Below are 16661 nucleotides of genomic sequence, written 5' to 3'. Positions count from 1 at the left end.
GCCAGGTCAACCAGTCCGGCGGAGTGGTGGCCGGACCCATTTGGGCCAACTTCATGGGCATGGCCGGGGCGGCTTTTCAGCCCTCCGATTTTCCCCGGCCCGAGGGCATCAAACGGCTGAATATTTGTATGGACAGTGGATTGGTGGCGGTGGAAGCCTGCCCCCGGCCGGTATCGATGGCCTTTATATCGGGAACCGAGCCCGGCATCATTTGCTACTGGCATCAGTTTGAAATTCCCCTGCTGCCGGAACTGCCGGACTGGCTTAACCCCGTTCCGCCTGAGGACGAGGGGGATGAGAGGAATGATAATGAGCGGCGCAACGAAGGCGGCGGCGAAGCAGATGACGAACCCGGGGACGAACCCGACAACCAGCCCGAGCTGCCGGGAGACAACGATACCCCTTTGCAGCAAATCCGGATAGTGCCTTAACCCGGGATAACCCTGGGATATAATGCCTCCGTTCTGACGCTCCGGGGCGCTCCGCCCCGGTATTTGCTGAGCAGAGTCAAGGCCGGCCCCGCAACATTTTTTGCTCAGGATAAGGCATCAGAAGGAATTAACCAGTATAATAAATAAATACCATAAACATAAATAACAACGATTGCGAGGCTTGGCAGTGAAGATTGAGCTGACCATACTGGTGGAAAACACCACTTCCGCTATGGCATTGATCGGGGAGTGGGGCTTCTCGGCCCTGATAACGATTGACGGCTATCCGCTGCTGTTCGACACCGGTCACCGCGACGCCTTGTTCGTCAACAGCGCTCAGCTAAAAATGCCCTTAAAGGATATTGAAGAAATCGTGATCAGCCATGGTCACTACGATCACTGCGGGGCTTTGGTGGCTTTGCTCAAACAGATCGGATCCCGCCCTGTAACCGCGCATCCCGGAATATTCGTTAAACGTTATTCAATAGGAGCCGGGGGTCACAAGCTCGCGGTGGGATGCCCGTTTTCTGAAGCTGAAGCCGCAGCCGCCGGGGCGCAGTTCCGTTACAGTGTAAAACCTCTTGAGATCCGGCCCGGAGTCTACGTCACCGGTACGATCCCCCGCAGAACCGCTTATGAAGATGTGGGGGGGCATTTTGCAATCGAGTCGGGCGAGGACTTGATGGAAGACCATATTGAGGACGATATGGCTTTAGTCATCGACCATCCCCAGGGCTTAATCGTGATGAGCGGCTGTGCCCATGCCGGGATGGTTAACACCTTGAGCTATGCCCGGGAGATCACGGGAACAAATCATATCCAGGCTTATATCGGCGGCACCCACCTGGTAAATGCCTCGCCTGAGCGTATAGAGGCCACGGTCTCTTATTTGCATCATGAGCGGCCTGACCGGATTATGATCGGCCATTGCACCGGGTTCTACTCGGCTGCCCGCCTTTACCAGGAGCTGGGCAGCCAGGTGGTCAAGATTGATGCCGGCAGTCATTTTACATTTATATAGAATGGAATTATTGGAGGGAAATATTTGAACATCAACCAGCACAGGTTAAAAGCGAAACAGCTCAGGAAAGAATGCAGCCCCGCACTGTTTCGCTTCAAAAGCACTGTGGAGCTGCAGCCCCTGCGGGGCATCATTGGCCAGGGCCGGGCCGTGGAGGCTCTATCCCTGGGTTTGGACATGAACAACCAGGGCTACAACATTTACCTGGCCGGGGCTTTCGGCACCGGCAAAAGCAGCCTGGCCAAAGAGATGCTGGAGGAACGGGCTTCGGCCAAACCGGTCCCTTACGATTGGTGTTATGTTTATAATTTCCGTGAAACCGACACTCCGGTAGCCCTCAAGCTGCCTCCGGGACAGGGCAAGGTATTCAAACAAGATATAAGCACCAGTATTGACGCCATTATCAAGAGTATCGTCAAAGCCTTTGAAGGCGAAGATTATGAAAGCAAAAAGAACAGTATCCTCAATGCATTTCTGGAAGAGACCAACAAAATGTATCTGGAACTGGATGAAGAAGCCCGCCACCATGGTTTCACCATCTCGCGCACCCAGACCGGCATAAACACCGCTCCCATCAAGGAAGACGGAGAGGTGATCACCCAGGAAGAATACCTGGCCATGAACGAGGAGCAGCGGGTGGAGATCATGCGCACCGGTACACTGGTACAGGAAAGACTTAACGAGGCCGTCCGCAAGTACAAGGAATCGGAAAAAATCATTCGCGAAAAGATCAAAAGCCTGGAGTTGGAGACTGCCCGCAGGGTATCCGAACCCTGGTTTGAACAGCTTTTGGAAAAATACCGGGACAATGCGGATATTGTAACCTATCTGAAGGATATGCAGAAAGACCTGGTCGAAAACACCGAGGGCTTTCTCAAGACCGAGGAGAGCGGCCCCTTGATGTTTTTCCGCCATATGGACCGGCGCGCCTCGCTGCGCAAATACCAGGTTAATCTCCTGGTGGACAATGAGGCCTTGACGCATGCTCCGGTGATATTTGAAACCAATCCCACTTATGCCAATCTGTTCGGACAGATCGAGTATGAAGGCGAATTCGGCATCCTGGCCACCGATTTTTCAAAGATCAAGCCCGGAGCCATTCATAAAGCCAACGGCGGCTATCTGGTTCTGCACATCAATGACGTCTTGAAAAACTTTTATGTTTGGGACTGCCTCAAAAAAGTCTTAAAAAACTGTGAGATCAAGGTGGAAAACATCGGACGTGTCTTGGGGATAACCAATACCGAAACCCTGCAGCCCGAATCCATCCCGGTCGACATCAAAGTGGTCTTAATCGGCGATCCCTGGTATTATCACGCCTTATATGCCTTCGATGACGAATTTCGCAAGCTGTTTAAAATCCGCGCTGATTTCGATGTGGAAATGGCCAAAAGCCGGACCCACATCAAGCAATATGCGCAGCTCATCGCCGGAGTTTGCCAGCGTGAAAAACTCTTGCACTTCACCCCCGACGCGGTAGCCAGTGTGGTGGACTACAGCACCCGCATGGCCGAGGATCAGGAGAAAATGACCACCCTTTTCAACAAGCTGGTGGAAGTGGTCTATGAGGCCAATCATTGGGCCAGACAGGATAAGGCCGAGCTGGTCACGGCCCTGCATGTAAATAAGGCCATTAAGGGTAAACAGCAGCGCTGCGCCATGGTAGAAGAACATCTGCAGGAAATGATCAACCGCGACACCCTGATCATCAATGTGGACGAGTACCGGGTAGGCGAAATCAACGGCCTGGCGGTCTACCAGGTGGGTGAATACAATTTTGGCAAGCCGGTGCGCATCACCGCCAAAACCTTCATGGGAGAGAAAGGCCTGGTGAATATCGAACGCGAGATCCGTATGAGCGGCAGCATTCACAGCAAAGGGGTCTTGACCTTAAGCGGCTATATGGGAGCGCAGTATGCTCAGGATAAACCGCTGGCCCTCTCCGCCAGTCTGACCTTTGAACAGAGCTATCAGGGAGTGGAAGGGGATAGCGCCTCGAGTGCCGAGCTCTATGCCTTATTATCCAGCCTGGCCAATTTGCCCATATATCAGGGCATCGCGGTAACCGGCTCAGTCAACCAAAACGGCGAGGTTCAGCCGGTGGGCGGTGTCAACCAGAAGATCGAAGGCTTTTTTAAGACCTGTAAAGATAAAGGATTGAACGGCAGGCAAGGGGTGATCATACCCCAACAGAATATCACCCAATTGATGCTGGATGAAAGCGTGGTAGAAGCAGTACGACAGCGGAAGTTCAATATCTGGGCGGTGGATCACATTGACCGGGGACTGGAAATACTGACCGGCGTGCCTGCCGGGGAGCCTGACGAAAAAGGCCGGTTTACACCGGATACAGTGCATTACCGGGTCAACCAAAAGCTGCAAAAATGGACCGAGCTGCGCAGGCAGGATCTGGATGTGCCGCCGACCCATGCGCTGAAGAGACCTAAACGTATAAGGAGGCAGTACTGATGAACCGAGGCCGCCTGGCTTTATTGCTGCTCATTGTGTTCACGGCTGTGGTTATAAGCGGGTGCCAAAATCTGCACATTCAAGATCTCGTTAAAAGAGACCTCAGCCAGGAGCCCAGTCTCATAAAGGTCCGCATCCACTTCGACCGCGGAGACACTGTGGACGGGTATGTCTATGAATTAGGCCTGGAGAAAAGCGGCAAGCTCTACGCCGGCGGTTCGTCCATATCCTACATTTACGATGCGCAAGGCAATGTGGTGGGGAGCTTCAATTATCAGCGCGTAACCTACATGGAGATCATTCCCCCCGGAGATGAGAACCCGGCTAAATAATTCCTCCATAATCATCGATAATTACCAGAGAAAATAGAAGGGGTTTTCATCCACAGGAAAGGGGAAATGAGAGAATGGAGTTTGTGGAACGCTGCTTGCGCAAGATCAGCGTGCGGGTCCGCCTGGTGGTGGCCTTTACCCTGGTCTTAGCTGCAGTAACCGGCATAATGGGGTATTATGCCACCGAAGTGATGTCCGAAAAAATACTGATGGCAGCGCAGCAGAAGCTGCAGTCTGACCTGGCTTTGGGGCGGCAGATTTTAGAAGAGAGATACCCGGGGGATTGGCAGATTATCGACGGACAGTTATATAAAGGGCCGGTATTGATGGAAGGCAATTATGAAGTGGTCGACCGCATCGGCAATCTGACCGGAGACACCTGCACCATCTTCCGGGGAGATACCAGGGTATCCACCAATGTGATGAAAGACGGGCAGAGAGCCGTCAATACCAAGATATCCGAAGAAGTGGGACAGGTGGTCTTGATTCAGGGACAGCCCTATGTGGGCCGTGCCGAAGTAGTCGGGGTATGGAACGAAGCCGCTTACGAGCCCATTAAGGATCCCTCCGGCAATGCCATCGGCATCTGGTATGTAGGGGTTCCGGCCACACCGTACGAGGAGGCCGTCGGCCATTTCCGCCTGGCCATGGTAACTTACTCGGGCATCGGGATTTTCCTGGGTTTTCTGGCCGCATTCCTGGTGGCCTATACGGTCTATATGCCTTTGCGCAGAATCAGCGCATCGGTGGATAAAGCCAGTCAGGGTGATTTAACCCAGCGCATTCCCGCCAATGCCAATGACGAACCCGGCAAACTGGCGGCTATGTTCAACACCATGCTGGAAAAAATGGCCGACCTGATCGGTAAAACCGGCCGGCTGATCAACAATGTCAGCAAATCCAGCGCGCAGGTGGGGCAGCTCTCTGAAACCAGCGCCGCTCTAATGAGCAATCTGGGCAGTCAGGCTGAAACCCTGATGCGCTCCGCCGCAGAGCAGGCCCAATTATCCCATCATTCGCGCAACACCATCGGCGAGATGGCGGTAGGCATTCAACAGGTGGCCGCCAGCGCGCAGGAGGTGGCCAGCTCAGTAGCGGCTGCCAGCAAAAAGGCTGAAGAAGGGGAGCGCCAGATTGAGCAGGCCGTCAAGCAGATCGAAATCATCAGCAACAACACCGATTATACCGCCTCCATAGTAGAGGCCTTAGGAGAGAAATCGCTGGAGATCGGGCAGATTGTGGACTTGATCACCAACATCGCCAGCCAGACCAATCTCCTGGCACTGAATGCCGCCATTGAAGCCGCCCGGGCCGGAGAAATGGGACGCGGTTTTGCAGTGGTAGCCGATGAAGTGCGTAAACTGGCCGAGGAATCAGGTGAAGCCGCCCAGCGCATCGCCCAGCTCATCCGGGAGATTCAAAATGAATCGGATAAAGCGGTGGGAGCCATGCAGGAAGGCACCAAAGAAGTGGCCAAAGGCACCGAAGTGATCTCCCGGGCCGGGGATGCCTTCCACTACATCATCGCGGCTGTCAATCAGGTCAAATCCCAGATTGAAGAGGTATCCAGCGCCGGCCAGCAGATGGCGGCGGGTGCAGATATAGCCATAAAATCAGTTGACAACACTGCCGAAGCAGCCCAGAACAACGCCCAGATCGTGCAGGGGATGTCTGAGCTGGCCGGCAAGCAGATGGAAGAGATCAACCAGTTCAACCAATCTGTCAACGCCTTGAACCGCATGGTAGCCGACCTGCAAAGTGCCATAGCCTATTTTAAGGCGTAAGAAACACCCGGCTGCGTTTAATACCGACTATCAGGAGGCTTTCCTTTACAGGATGGCCTCTTGTGATTAAGAGGCCTTTATATGAACTCTCGACTCATAATAGAACCTGCCCGCTTTCAAGGCCAGCCGGGCTTCGAACTCCGCATCCGCGATTCGCGGATTACGGTGCAGGAATTCCTGGATGAGCTGAATCAGTCCTATCTGAAAATGGATTGGCCCCGTTTGTGGCCCCAAAACCGGGTCGGCTGTGAAGGATGTGACCTGTGCTGCCAGGAGCCTTTACCGGTGACCTCCGTCGATGTGATGCAAATCCGCGAAGCACTGGGCATAGATCAACTCGAGGTCTTTCGCTACCTGTGGGTGGAACTGCAAGGACCTGCGGTTGACATCACGCTGCGCCGCCGCGGGGCAAAATGCATCTTTCTCAATTCCCGGGGCAAATGCCGCATCTATGCCCGGCGCCCCTTTGCCTGCCAGACCTATCTGTGCTGCCAGACCAGCCCCAATTTTGAGAACCTGCGCAGTCAGATCATCAATAGCGGCATGGACGAGCTGGTACGCTGCAGCCTGGCGGCCTATAATAAGGCGGGGAGGCCTTTTCCGGTAAACCGCAGTCAAAACCCGAAACTAAACCCGCACCACTGGCCCAAGGGGTATTTTACCGGCAAAACCAGCTATCAACAGCTGAGGCTGGCCCGGGTACTGTCTTTCGATTTATGGCGCAAGATGCTACTATTAAAGTAATTAAAAGGGTAGGGGGGACTAACCATGGATACGATTTCAGCTCGTTGTCTGATGTGCAGCAAAACCTACACTGTGGACGAATCCCACAAAGACTATAAAAAGCTGGTGGCTCAGGAAAAACCAGTAGCCACCTTTATCTGTGACCTGTGCAACTACCGGGTGCAGCATGAGTCCGAGGAAAAGCACAAACCCAAAAAACCCATGTAAGAGAGATAAGCAATGCAGAAAATCTTTATTCCCGTAGATAATGACCAGTCTATAGCCGCCCTGATCTTCGCCCCGGAGTCCGGACCCCGGGGCGCTGTGGCGGTCTGCCATGGTTTCCGGGGGGCCAAAGAGAACAGCGGAAAAATCTGCGCTTTTGCCGGAAAATTGACGGCCCGGGGATTGATGGTGATCGCTTTCGATTTCCGGGGCAGCGGGGAGAGCAGCGGGGAATTCAGTGCAATAACACTTTCGCAGCAAGTTGAAGATCTGAAGCAGGTTTGCGCTTACATCAACAGCCGCTACCAGCTCTCTTTCGTTCTGCTGGGAAGAAGTTTCGGGGGCGCTACGGTAATCGCTGCCGCTCCACATGTGCCCGAAGCCTCCGGTTATGTGCTATGGTCGGCCCCATTCGATTTACCGCGTTCCTTCGCCAGATTGCTGGGTGATGATTACCAACGCCTTTTGAACGGAGCCAGTGTGATATGCAGCGACCTGGAGAGCTGTTTTGAGTTAAGGCCGGACCTGGTCTTGGATTTTAAGCGCCACGACATGGCAGGAAGCCTGATGGCGATGCGGGACAAGCCGGTTCTGGTCGTGCATGGCCGGGAAGATGAGGCGGTTGGGATCGAAAACGCCCAGGAGATAGCGACCTATCTGCCCGAGGCGGTACTGCACCTGGTGGCGGGTGCTGATCATCGTTTCACCGGGATGGTGGAACAGCGTGAAGCCATCACCCTGGATTGGATTGATGAGCACTTCGGGGAGAACCGCCTTTAAATCCCTATCAGCAAAAAAGGGAGTGATACAGGATGAGCTGGCAGGAGGGCTTGTGGAGATTTGTCTGCGGGGGCCTTCTGGTTCTTGCGGTGAGCTGGATAAGCAAGGGAAAAAACCCTTATTTCGCCGGACTGGCGGTATTATTTCCCGTGGTAACGGTGGTGGGATACTATTTCCTGTCACAGTCCATTTCTCCGGCCGCCATGCAGCGCACCGTGGTTTTAAGCCTTATGGCTCTGCCTGCGGTAGCTGCTTTCTTAATCACCTGTTATTATCTCGTCGGCCGAATGGGCATCGGCTGGACCCTTTTGTCCGGAATGGCCGCCTGGTTGATCGCCGCCGCCCTTATCCTGCAAGTATATCAGCGCTTTCCATGAACCGTCTGGCGCGCAGTAAACATAGGTTTGCCCTAGTCATTCATGACTCGATAGCGGTTTTTTGTGCCCAAAAAGCGGTTATTCGTTCCAAACCCCTTCACCAAAACGGCCTTGCTGGGTATAATCATATAAAGTTGCTACTTACAAGTTACTACCGCTTTCGACAGAGAATCTTTCTCTGTCATTTCTTTTTCCAATAAAAGGCACCGGGTGGGGCCGTCTAAGCTTCTGCAATTCCGTTTCCAGCCCTTTTACCTGCGGCGTTCTAATATTAATGTAGGGCAAGTTCACCCATGTCATAGGATGGATAGCGTAAATCCAGGACGCCGAAACCACCTGCTTGATTGCGATATATCTCCACTACCTGCTCAACCGATACAAAATGGAATCTGGCCCGTGGTTCACCCCATACTATTCCTCCCGGGGCTATACCCGCTGATAAATATCCGGGGCCACTTCCGCCACCAGTCCATGCCGCATGGAGAAGTCCAGGTGGTGGCGCAGGGTAGTGCGCTCCCAGTCGACCTCGTATTCCGCACGGGGTTCGGGATAGACCAGGCAATAGGGAAGCAGTGCTTCCAGAGAGTGCGGAACCCTGAGTATCTCCACCAAGCGCTCCTGGCGTTTCAGAACCACTCCGATAAAGGCATCCAGATGCCGTTTGAGGTTCTCGTCCTGGATGCGGCGATGTGAAGGCACGATAATTCTGGGGCCGATCTCTTTTATTCTCTGCACGGAATAAATCAGATCATCGATGTCTGCGGTATTGCTCCCCAGCCAGGGGCCGGTATTTACCAGATCGATGTCGCCGCTCATCAACAGCCCTTCTTTTTCAACGTAAAAACCGTGATGGCCTACAGTATGGCCGGGAAGATGCAGGGCGGTCACCTTTAAAGACCCAGATTCCCAGCTGTCTAAATCTGTAAAAGTGCCTGACAGCGGCTGGTGTCTGAATTCGTCCATAATGGGAACATCCCCAAAAGCCGGAGTGCTGTTGGAAAAACCCACGATCTTGGCCAGCCGCAAGACATCGCTCCAAAGGCGGAAGCGGTTATGCTCCATAAAGGCCTGGTAATCATGGTAGAAAGGTTCTTCCTGCGAGCCTATCATGATATCTGCCCGGGGAAATAATATGGTGCTGTGCGTATGGTCGATATGGCTGTGGGTGATCAAGACGCGGCTCACTTCCCGGGGCTTTATATCGGCCAGCGCTATACTGCCGGCACCGGTGTCTACCAATATCGGAGCATCCCCATTGATGTAAAGACAATTGCCGTAAGGATAGCGGGGCTTGACCGGAGGGGACACCATCCAGATGTCTTTGGTAATCTTCTGCAACATGATTGATCACCGCCAGTAAAAACTGACTATTATTCTACCACAAGTGGGCCCGAAGCGGTTGCAGGGAAGGAATGACGACCCGGCCAGACCTATATTTCCGGCCTTGTGAAAATAGGACCAAAAGAAAAGAGGCCATCCTCAAGAGGACAGCCTCCACAGTACGCTTTTAATAATTTTCACACCACTGTTCGTAATGAGCCTGGGGATGATCGCAGGCCGGGCACACCTGGGGCGCCTCGGGGCCTTCATAAACATAACCGCAGTTGCGGCATTTCCACTTGATGGCAGAGGGCCGCTTAAACACCGTGCTCTGCTTTACGTTCTGATACAGCTTCAAATAGCGCCTCTCGTGGTACACTTCCACAGAAGCGATGGCTTTGAATATATCAGCTATCTCATCAAATCCCTCTTCACGGGCGATGCGCTCGAATTCGGGATACATCTGACTGTGTTCATAGTGCTCTCCTTCGGCCGCATCCACCAGGTTTTCCGGTGTCTTGGGGATAGAGCCGCCCATCAGTATCTTGAAGAACCGTTTGGCATGCTCCTTTTCATTGAGCGCGGATTCGGTGAAGTACTCGGCAATCTGTTCATAACCGTCTTTCTTAGCCTGACTGGCATAATAGTCGTATTTGTTGCGTGCCTGAGATTCGCCGGCAAAAGCAGTCCACAGGTTCTGTTCGGTTTTTGAACCTTTCAATTCCATAAACAAGCCCTCCCTCACATTTATTTGCATCATTGAGACTATACATAGAATAACAGATTTTACGGTCTGATATAAACCGTAATTATTCCAATTCCGCGCTAAATGGAACATAAGTAGGAATAAAGCCATCGAACAGCGAAAGACTTACCTAAATATTGGCCTTCCACAGCCTGATCCCGCTTAAACGGCCTTGAAAGGAATGATTCATCTGCAAAAAAGAACCTGTGTGGTCAGAAGTATCGAAGAAACCCGAGTGTGCAGCCTGGAGTACCCCTTGTCAGCCGTGGGGGCCGAAAGCATCCAGGATTTTATAGTGATAAGCCCGGACTTGTGTCATGTCGCCTATATCGCCCAGCTGCAGCGTTCGCAAATGGTGGTTTTGGACGGAAACCCTCAGCTGGAATTTGACGAGATTATCAAGGGCAGCCTGGTATTCAGTCCGGACAGCAAGCGCCTGGCTTACGTGGGCAGCAAAAACGGGCAGCAGATGGCGGTCATCGACGGCAAAGCCAAAAAAGGCTATGAGGGCATATTATCCGACAGCCTGGTATTTACCCCCGACAGCAGGCGGCTGGCTTATTCCGCTCAGAACGAGGGCCAACAGATGGTTATAATAGATGGCCGCAGCCGCAGAAAATATCAGGGCATTCTCGCTGCCAGCCTGCAGTTTTCACCGGATGGAAAGCACCACGCCTATGCAGCCTGCAAAAATGGTTCGTGGCTGGTAGTTGAGGATGGCAAGGAACACCAGGCTTATCAAGGCATTTCTGTGGGAACCCTGAGCTTCAGTCCTGACAGCAGCCGGCTGGCTTATGCGGCCAAAAAGGACTACCGCTGGATAGTGGTTTGCGATGGCCGGGAAGGAGAACCCTATAGCGCCGTGGGAGGAGGCTCCCTGATCTTCAGTTCCGACAGCCGGCATCTGGCCTACGCGGTCTTGATCGGCAACCAGCCCGCAACGGTTGAAGGCAAATATACCACTTCTAAAAACAGTAAACAATTGGTCGTTGCCGATGGCATTGAAGGAAAGCAGTATGACGCCGTGGGAGGGGATAGCCTGATCTACAGCGCTGATGGCAGTATACTGGCATATGCGGCCATGCAGGCACAGAAAGTCCTGGTGGTAAGCAACGGCGAAGAAGGGCCGCGTTTTGACGGCATTGGCAAGGCCACCCTGGTATTCAGCCCGGAGGGGCGTCATATGGCTTATATAGTGCGTGAAAAGCAGCGCTGGTGTGCAGTTGTAGACGGGATACAGGGCAAGTTTTATGATACCTTCCTGGAAGGAGGGGTGGTATTCAGCCCGGATGGACAGCACTGGGCCTATGCGGTGCAGAATGAAGGCAAGGCATTCGTGGTCAGGGATGGTGAGGAAGGCAATTATTACGATGCCGTGGTCGGCGACAGCCTGGCCTTTAGCCCCGATTCCCAGCACCTGGTGTACACAGCCCAAAACGGAGATCAACAGTTCGTGGTTTTCGACGCAGATGAAGGCCAGGACTATAACCTCCTGTATACCACACAGGAGCGGGGGATTGTATTTCTATCCAACGACCGCATCCAGTATCTGACCTTGATGCCCAGCGGGGAGTTCCGCCTGGTTCAGGAAGAGGTGCTGGTTTATTAAAATACCGAAATATTCGTAGTGATAATAACCCGCCATGGGATATAATATTATTTAAGGAGAGGAGGGATAATCGATGGTCGAAAATACACGGATCGTTTTAAAACCGGAAATGAGTGCCAATTATGAAGGCGAGATCAAGGATGGCAAGCCAAGCGGTCAAGGGACTGCTTATTATCGCAACGGCGGCAAGTATGTAGGTGAGTGGAAAGACGGCCTGCGCCACGGCTATGGCAAAGAGTATTATCCCGATGGAAATCTGCGCTATGACGGAGAATGGGTCAATGGGGTGCGACATGGCATGGGCAAGGCTTATACCGATGATGGCTACATGATCTACCAGGGAGAATGGAAATACGGCAAACCCATTAACTATAAGTACAGCTGGATGATGCCTTAGCATTAAGAAGGGTACTTGACCGGGGCGGGTCGTAGCACTTTGCGGTGTTAATGACTCCGCTCCTTTTGTTTGGGGCAAACGGCGGCCGGGGTCTCTTGATGCGGGCGGCTATGTCGAGGATTACTCCTTTCGGGTTTTTTGGCAGGATGTTGAATAACCGCTTTTAAGCAGCAGGTGAATTCGAGCATGATGGGGAAAGATATGAAAATTTTGCGGGGCCTTAGCGATTATCCGGGAAGTGCGGCGGTGGTACTGGGGGCTCACATCAATGGCCTGGGCATCATCAGGAGCTTGGGCCGGGAGGGCATCCCGCTGATAGCTATTGATCGTCAGGCCATGATGGGGCAGTACTCCCGGTTCAGCACCCGGCATATAGTTTTGGAGGACAACCATCCCCGGGAATTCCTGGAAAGCCTGTGCCGATTGGGAAGCGGACTCGGCCATAAAGCCGTCTTGTATATCACCGATGACAGGTATTTCCGGGTATGCGCCGCGGCAGCGGAAATGCTGGCCGAGCATTTTTATCTTCCTTTCAATACCCGGATGGGGGAAGCCGCTATAGACAAAGCCTATCAATACAGGATCTGCCGGGAAAACCTCATTTCCTGCCCGCTCACTTTCATCGTCACCACAGGTCTTGATGTGGAGAATCTGCTTAAGCAGCGCAATGAGCTGCCTTATCCCCTGATTATCAAGCCGGGCGATCAATCCTGCTCTCTGTCCTTTTCAGCGGGAAAGCGTTTGTACGAGGTGGAAAACCAGCACAAACTTCTGGAGTTGGCCCCTTTGATAGAGAAAAACCTGCCTCTGCTGGTATGTGAGGTAATACCGGGCGAGCCCCGGGCATTATGGGCCTACAATGCCTACTGCCATCAGCCCGGGGAGGTTGTGGCAGGCTGGACCGCTCAGAAGCTCAGCCAGCGCCCCTACCGGCACGGCAGCTTCACCATTATGCGCAGCGTTCATAACCCCGAAGTGGCCGAAGCGGGGAAAGCCGCCTTGCGGGCCCTGCAAATCCAAGGGCCGGCCGAGGTGGAGTTCAAATGGAATCGGCAGCGGGGGTGTTTTCAATATATAGAGACCAACCCCCGGCACATACAGTACAATGGTCTGGGAAGGCTGGCCGGTGTCGACCTGGTCTTGGCCCATTATTATGCGGCTGTGGGCGATGAGGATAAACTCCGCAAATGGGCGGGTATGCAGCAATCCGGAGAGGCCTTCATGGTTCTGGCCGGACAGGAAATGGCCAATGTGGTGCAGCTGCCCGGGCGCATGCAGCGCAGCAAACAGCTGTTCAGCTGTATTTTTAAACCGCGGCGCATGTGGGCTATTCATGATTGGGAAGATCTGGGGCCTTCGCTGTATTATCTGCAATATCTTTTGAAAAAGGGCTGGAGAAAAAATACCGGGCAGGGTTGATTAAAGGAAGCGCCCACCGGGCGTTAAAACGTATGGCCGGGTTTATTATCAGCGGCCCCATCCACCGACAAGGGCGCCGGGAGGCAAGACCCGCTATAGCTTTTGTATGGCCGCTGCCCGAAGTCGGGCGACAGAACCTCAATACCTCAAGGAGGGCTTAGTTTGCAGATTGCACTACACCCGGTTCTCAAGCAAAACCGTGAAAGTATTGCCGTTGTGGTAGGATCCCATGTTACCGGCCTGGGAATCATCCGAAACCTGGCGCGGGGCGATGTGCCCGTCCTGCTTCTGGATTATGAGGCCAATCCCGGGGCTTATTCACGCCATGTCACTCAGGCCTTGATTTTCGATTACCGCCGGGACTGGGAGCAATTTGTTCCACTGTTATGCGCTATCGGGCGCCAGCTCCCCCAAAAAGCGGTCTTATACCTGACCGACGAGCGCTACTGCCTGCTCTGCGCCCGGGCCTGGCAAGAGCTCAGCCAATACTACCATCTGCCTTTCAACCCGGAAACTATCATGGAAAATGTCAGCAAGGCCAGACAGCTGGAGCTTTGCCGGAGTCACGACATACCTATTCCCTGGGTTTTCAATATAAAAAGCCGGCAGGATTTGGAGAACCTGTCAGACCAGGCTCATGACCTGCCTTACCCTCTGATTATCCGCCCCTTTGACAAATCCGAGTATTTTGATACAGTAGATCCCTTTCGCATCCTGCACCTCTACAACCGTCAGGATTTATCAGACCATCAGACCGTACTGGAGCGTGAACTATCGCATGGCCTGGTGGTTGCGGAATATATACCGGGAGGCCCCCGGGAAAACTGGGGGATGAATGCTTACTGCGACGAAAATTATCAAGTGGTAGCCGCTTATACCCGCACCAAGATAAGCCAGTATCCGTTTCGGGGCGGCACCGCCACCATTATGGAAGCCCCCTTTAACCAGAGGGTATTTGAGCTGGGAGAAAAGATCTGCCAGGCACTGGAAATCATCGGACCGGCTGCCATAGAAGTGAAATACGACCGTCGCGATGATCAATATAAATATGTGGAGACCAATTTCCGCTATCCGCGCAGCGGCTCAATGTCACTGCAGGCCGGGGTTTTGGTGCCCTTGATCCACTATTATCACATCACCGGGCAGCACGACCGGCTTAAAGGGCTCAGGAAAGTGCAGCAGGAAGATTCCGGTTACTATATCGAGGCCCTGTGGGAGTGGATGAATGTGGTGGAGAACCGCCCCCGGGGCGAACATCTCTTAAGGGTTCTGAAAACGTACCTGGTACCTAAACGTACCTGGGCGGTATGGGATTGGCAGGATCCCCGGCCGGGAATGGTATATGGGTGGTGCCTGGCGGGCAAAGCCCTGCATCGCCTGAAATCCAGGTTTTAATGCGATGAGAGCCTATGCCTCGTCAAGCGGCTGCCAATGTGCCGCGCAACCAGCAGGCGTTAAAGCCAATTAGGATCTGGCTGCAAACTGCGGATAAAAACGGGGACGAGTCTGCATCATATAAGTGAGGAAAAACCATGCGCGAATGCTGGCAATCGCGGCCTGATTATTCCATAATGTGATTAGCTGAGGCCAACGCCCGGCCAGGATGACCCGGAGCAACCGCTCTGACAAGTCCGTCAAGCCAATAGCTGGCCGATCATTCTAAACCAAGACTGATAGGCAAAAAACATTTTCGCGACAGAAAGGAGAATTTTAATGGACAATCTGGAAAAGGTCTGGCAGGCTTTTGAAAAGGCGGGGGAGCCGCTGAATTCCAAAGCCGTAGTCGACGTCACCGGGCTGGACAAAAAAGAAGTGGATAAGCTCATCAAAAAACTGAAAGACACCGGCAAATTGGAATCCCCCAAGCGCTGCTTCTATCAGCCCAAAGCCTAAATGGCGTACGGGAGGACGTTTCCCGATACCATCAAAAAACTGCGCCGGCTGAAGCCGGCGCAGTTTGTGGCAGGTAAACTAGATTTTTGAGGCAACGGGTCAGTATAACTAAACGCCGTCGCTAGTCTGGGTAGGGTTCATGGGGCAGCCTTTGCCTCCGCGTCCCAGGCCTTTGCCCTGAGAATCATGAGCCGGGCAGATCTGATCAGCTTGCTCCTGGGTCAAGGTGCCGTTGTTGATCAGCTCCTGCAGAGGGTTCTGTTTTTGCGCTAAGTTAGCCTTCATATAAGCTAAGCGTTCCTCTTTGCTCATGTTTTTGATTTTCTCAAATTCAGCCTGGCGCTGCTGCCAATTAGCCTGCAAGGCTGCCAGGGCGGCATCAGCCTGAGCCTGGGTTATGGCGCCTTGTTTGACAAGTTCCGCCAACCGAGTCTGCAGGGCGGCTTCCCGGCTTTGCTGCTTTTGGGCCCCCAATGCATCTCCAATGGCCTGAGCCTGTTCCTGAGTGATTACCTTATCGGCAACCGCTTTATCCAGGAAACCCTGTCTTGCGGGCTGCTCGTTGCGCAGGGCCTGTCTTTGTTCCGGAGTCAGGTTTTTCATCTGCTCTCTCTGGGCCTGGCGCTGTTCAGCCTGGGTTTTCAGATAGGCGGCTAAGCCATCGGCCTGTTCCCGGGTGAGGACATTGTCGGCCACCAGTTTGTCCAGGACGGTTTGTAAAGCCGCACTCCGCGCAGCCGGATCCGCCTTCACTGTCATTTTCCCGCCTCGACAGGCCGCAAACGGTCCGGACTGAGTATCCGCCGCATCGCTGCCGGCTGCCAGAGCCAATCCGCCCGAGGCCATCAGGAAAATGCCGACAAGTGCAGCTGCCAGCCATCGGTTAAAGCGTTTCTTTTCTTCCATTCCATCCTTCCTTTCCTTAAAAATTGATCATTTTCAAAATGATCACTTGTAGTATATCCGGCTCAGGTGAACAAAAGGTGAACAACAGGTGAAAATTATTTGGCAGGCCTAACACTATTTAGCGGCAGAAGTTTTTGAAATTTAAGCCTGAATAGGCTATAAAATAGGGAAGAGGGCTGTTCACCGAATGTTCACAACCCGATACTACAATAATAATGATGGATGGTCTT

Annotated in this window: 16 protein-coding genes and 1 pseudogene; 14 read left to right on the top strand and 3 right to left on the bottom strand. The window is 53.2% G+C overall.

Features of this window, described 5'->3' with window-relative positions; all coding sequences use genetic code 11:
- From B2633_RS15595 to B2633_RS15555, 9 genes and pseudogenes are all read left to right on the top strand, one after another.
- A pseudogene (locus B2633_RS15595) lies at positions 1–431 on the top strand (hypothetical protein); the annotation flags it as partial.
- Positions 432–618: 187 nt separating this feature from the next.
- Positions 619–1452, top strand: a complete 834-nt coding sequence (locus B2633_RS15590) for an MBL fold metallo-hydrolase (RefSeq protein WP_483171618.1) — start codon at positions 619–621, stop codon at positions 1450–1452.
- Positions 1453–1476: 24 nt separating this feature from the next.
- Positions 1477–3921 carry a Lon protease family protein gene (locus B2633_RS15585; RefSeq protein ID WP_483171617.1) on the top strand — a complete coding sequence of 815 codons (2445 nt, stop codon included), beginning with the start codon at positions 1477–1479 and terminating at the stop codon, positions 3919–3921.
- Positions 3921–4253, top strand: coding sequence for a hypothetical protein (locus B2633_RS15580; protein WP_483171616.1), 333 nt, complete (start codon positions 3921–3923; stop codon positions 4251–4253). Before B2633_RS15585 ends, B2633_RS15580 begins: the two co-directional genes overlap by 1 nt.
- Positions 4254–4327: 74 nt before the next feature.
- Positions 4328–6037, top strand: a complete 1710-nt coding sequence (locus B2633_RS15575) for a methyl-accepting chemotaxis protein (RefSeq protein ID WP_483171615.1) — start codon at positions 4328–4330, stop codon at positions 6035–6037.
- An 81-nt stretch (positions 6038–6118) separates the two neighbouring features.
- Positions 6119–6781: a YkgJ family cysteine cluster protein gene (locus B2633_RS15570; protein WP_483171614.1), complete on the top strand. Its 663-nt coding sequence runs from the start codon at positions 6119–6121 to the stop codon at positions 6779–6781.
- Positions 6782–6805: 24 nt separating this feature from the next.
- Positions 6806–6988 (top strand): DUF2197 domain-containing protein, encoded by a 183-nt coding sequence (locus B2633_RS15565; RefSeq protein WP_481039964.1) that lies wholly within the window; start codon positions 6806–6808, stop codon positions 6986–6988.
- Positions 6989–7000: 12 nt separating this feature from the next.
- Positions 7001–7765 carry an alpha/beta hydrolase gene (locus B2633_RS15560; protein ID WP_483171613.1) on the top strand — a complete coding sequence of 255 codons (765 nt, stop codon included), beginning with the start codon at positions 7001–7003 and terminating at the stop codon, positions 7763–7765.
- Positions 7766–7797: 32 nt separating this feature from the next.
- A complete protein-coding gene (locus tag B2633_RS15555) occupies positions 7798–8142 on the top strand; it encodes a GlpM family protein (RefSeq protein WP_483171612.1) in 345 nt (114 codons plus the stop codon).
- Positions 8143–8568: 426 nt separating this feature from the next.
- Here B2633_RS15555 and B2633_RS15550 read toward each other — a convergent pair whose 3' ends face one another.
- Both B2633_RS15550 and rbr read right to left on the bottom strand, forming a co-directional pair.
- Positions 8569–9483 carry an MBL fold metallo-hydrolase gene (locus tag B2633_RS15550; RefSeq protein WP_483171611.1) on the bottom strand — a complete coding sequence of 305 codons (915 nt, stop codon included), beginning with the start codon at positions 9481–9483 and terminating at the stop codon, positions 8569–8571.
- Positions 9484–9649: 166 nt separating this feature from the next.
- Positions 9650–10189: a rubrerythrin gene (gene rbr / locus B2633_RS15545; RefSeq protein ID WP_481039956.1), complete on the bottom strand. Its 540-nt coding sequence runs from the start codon at positions 10187–10189 to the stop codon at positions 9650–9652.
- 199 nt (positions 10190–10388) lie between these two features.
- Here rbr and B2633_RS15540 point away from each other — a divergent pair, with 199 nt between their 5' ends.
- The 5 genes from B2633_RS15540 (at position 10389) to B2633_RS15520 (ending at position 15525) form a co-directional block, all read left to right on the top strand.
- The gene (locus B2633_RS15540) at positions 10389–11816 is read left to right on the top strand and encodes a WD40 repeat domain-containing protein (RefSeq protein ID WP_483171610.1); all 1428 of its coding nucleotides are present in this window, start codon (positions 10389–10391) and stop codon (positions 11814–11816) included.
- 73 nt (positions 11817–11889) lie between these two features.
- Positions 11890–12213, top strand: a complete 324-nt coding sequence (locus B2633_RS15535; RefSeq protein WP_481039953.1) for a hypothetical protein — start codon at positions 11890–11892, stop codon at positions 12211–12213.
- A 201-nt stretch (positions 12214–12414) separates the two neighbouring features.
- Positions 12415–13632, top strand: a complete 1218-nt coding sequence (locus tag B2633_RS15530) for a carboxylate--amine ligase (RefSeq protein WP_483171609.1) — start codon at positions 12415–12417, stop codon at positions 13630–13632.
- A 162-nt stretch (positions 13633–13794) separates the two neighbouring features.
- Positions 13795–15027: a carboxylate--amine ligase gene (locus B2633_RS15525; protein WP_483171608.1), complete on the top strand. Its 1233-nt coding sequence runs from the start codon at positions 13795–13797 to the stop codon at positions 15025–15027.
- A 318-nt stretch (positions 15028–15345) separates the two neighbouring features.
- Positions 15346–15525, top strand: a complete 180-nt coding sequence (locus B2633_RS15520; RefSeq protein WP_483171607.1) for a MarR family transcriptional regulator — start codon at positions 15346–15348, stop codon at positions 15523–15525.
- A 108-nt stretch (positions 15526–15633) separates the two neighbouring features.
- Here B2633_RS15520 and B2633_RS15515 read toward each other — a convergent pair whose 3' ends face one another.
- Positions 15634–16431 carry a hypothetical protein gene (locus B2633_RS15515; RefSeq protein WP_483171606.1) on the bottom strand — a complete coding sequence of 266 codons (798 nt, stop codon included), beginning with the start codon at positions 16429–16431 and terminating at the stop codon, positions 15634–15636.
- Between the last annotated feature and the right edge of the window lie 230 nt (positions 16432–16661).

This window comes from Syntrophomonas sp. UBA1041 (assembly GCF_002316705.1).
Lineage (GTDB): Bacteria > Bacillota > Syntrophomonadia > Syntrophomonadales > Syntrophomonadaceae > DTU019.
This window is presented reverse-complemented; position numbering and strand designations above follow the sequence as displayed.

Coding starts and splice junctions, on each gene's coding strand:
- B2633_RS15565 (WP_481039964.1), top strand. CDS start 6,806: ATGGATACGATTTCAGCTCGTTGTCTGATGTGCAGCAAAACCTACACT.
- B2633_RS15570 (WP_483171614.1), top strand. CDS start 6,119: ATGAACTCTCGACTCATAATAGAACCTGCCCGCTTTCAAGGCCAGCCG.
- B2633_RS15550 (WP_483171611.1), bottom strand. CDS start 9,483: ATGTTGCAGAAGATTACCAAAGACATCTGGATGGTGTCCCCTCCGGTC.
- B2633_RS15535 (WP_481039953.1), top strand. CDS start 11,890: ATGGTCGAAAATACACGGATCGTTTTAAAACCGGAAATGAGTGCCAAT.
- B2633_RS15555 (WP_483171612.1), top strand. CDS start 7,798: ATGAGCTGGCAGGAGGGCTTGTGGAGATTTGTCTGCGGGGGCCTTCTG.
- B2633_RS15530 (WP_483171609.1), top strand. CDS start 12,415: ATGAAAATTTTGCGGGGCCTTAGCGATTATCCGGGAAGTGCGGCGGTG.
- B2633_RS15540 (WP_483171610.1), top strand. CDS start 10,389: ATGATTCATCTGCAAAAAAGAACCTGTGTGGTCAGAAGTATCGAAGAA.
- B2633_RS15515 (WP_483171606.1), bottom strand. CDS start 16,431: ATGGAAGAAAAGAAACGCTTTAACCGATGGCTGGCAGCTGCACTTGTC.
- B2633_RS15520 (WP_483171607.1), top strand. CDS start 15,346: ATGGACAATCTGGAAAAGGTCTGGCAGGCTTTTGAAAAGGCGGGGGAG.
- B2633_RS15580 (WP_483171616.1), top strand. CDS start 3,921: ATGAACCGAGGCCGCCTGGCTTTATTGCTGCTCATTGTGTTCACGGCT.
- B2633_RS15575 (WP_483171615.1), top strand. CDS start 4,328: ATGGAGTTTGTGGAACGCTGCTTGCGCAAGATCAGCGTGCGGGTCCGC.
- B2633_RS15560 (WP_483171613.1), top strand. CDS start 7,001: ATGCAGAAAATCTTTATTCCCGTAGATAATGACCAGTCTATAGCCGCC.
- rbr (WP_481039956.1), bottom strand. CDS start 10,189: ATGGAATTGAAAGGTTCAAAAACCGAACAGAACCTGTGGACTGCTTTT.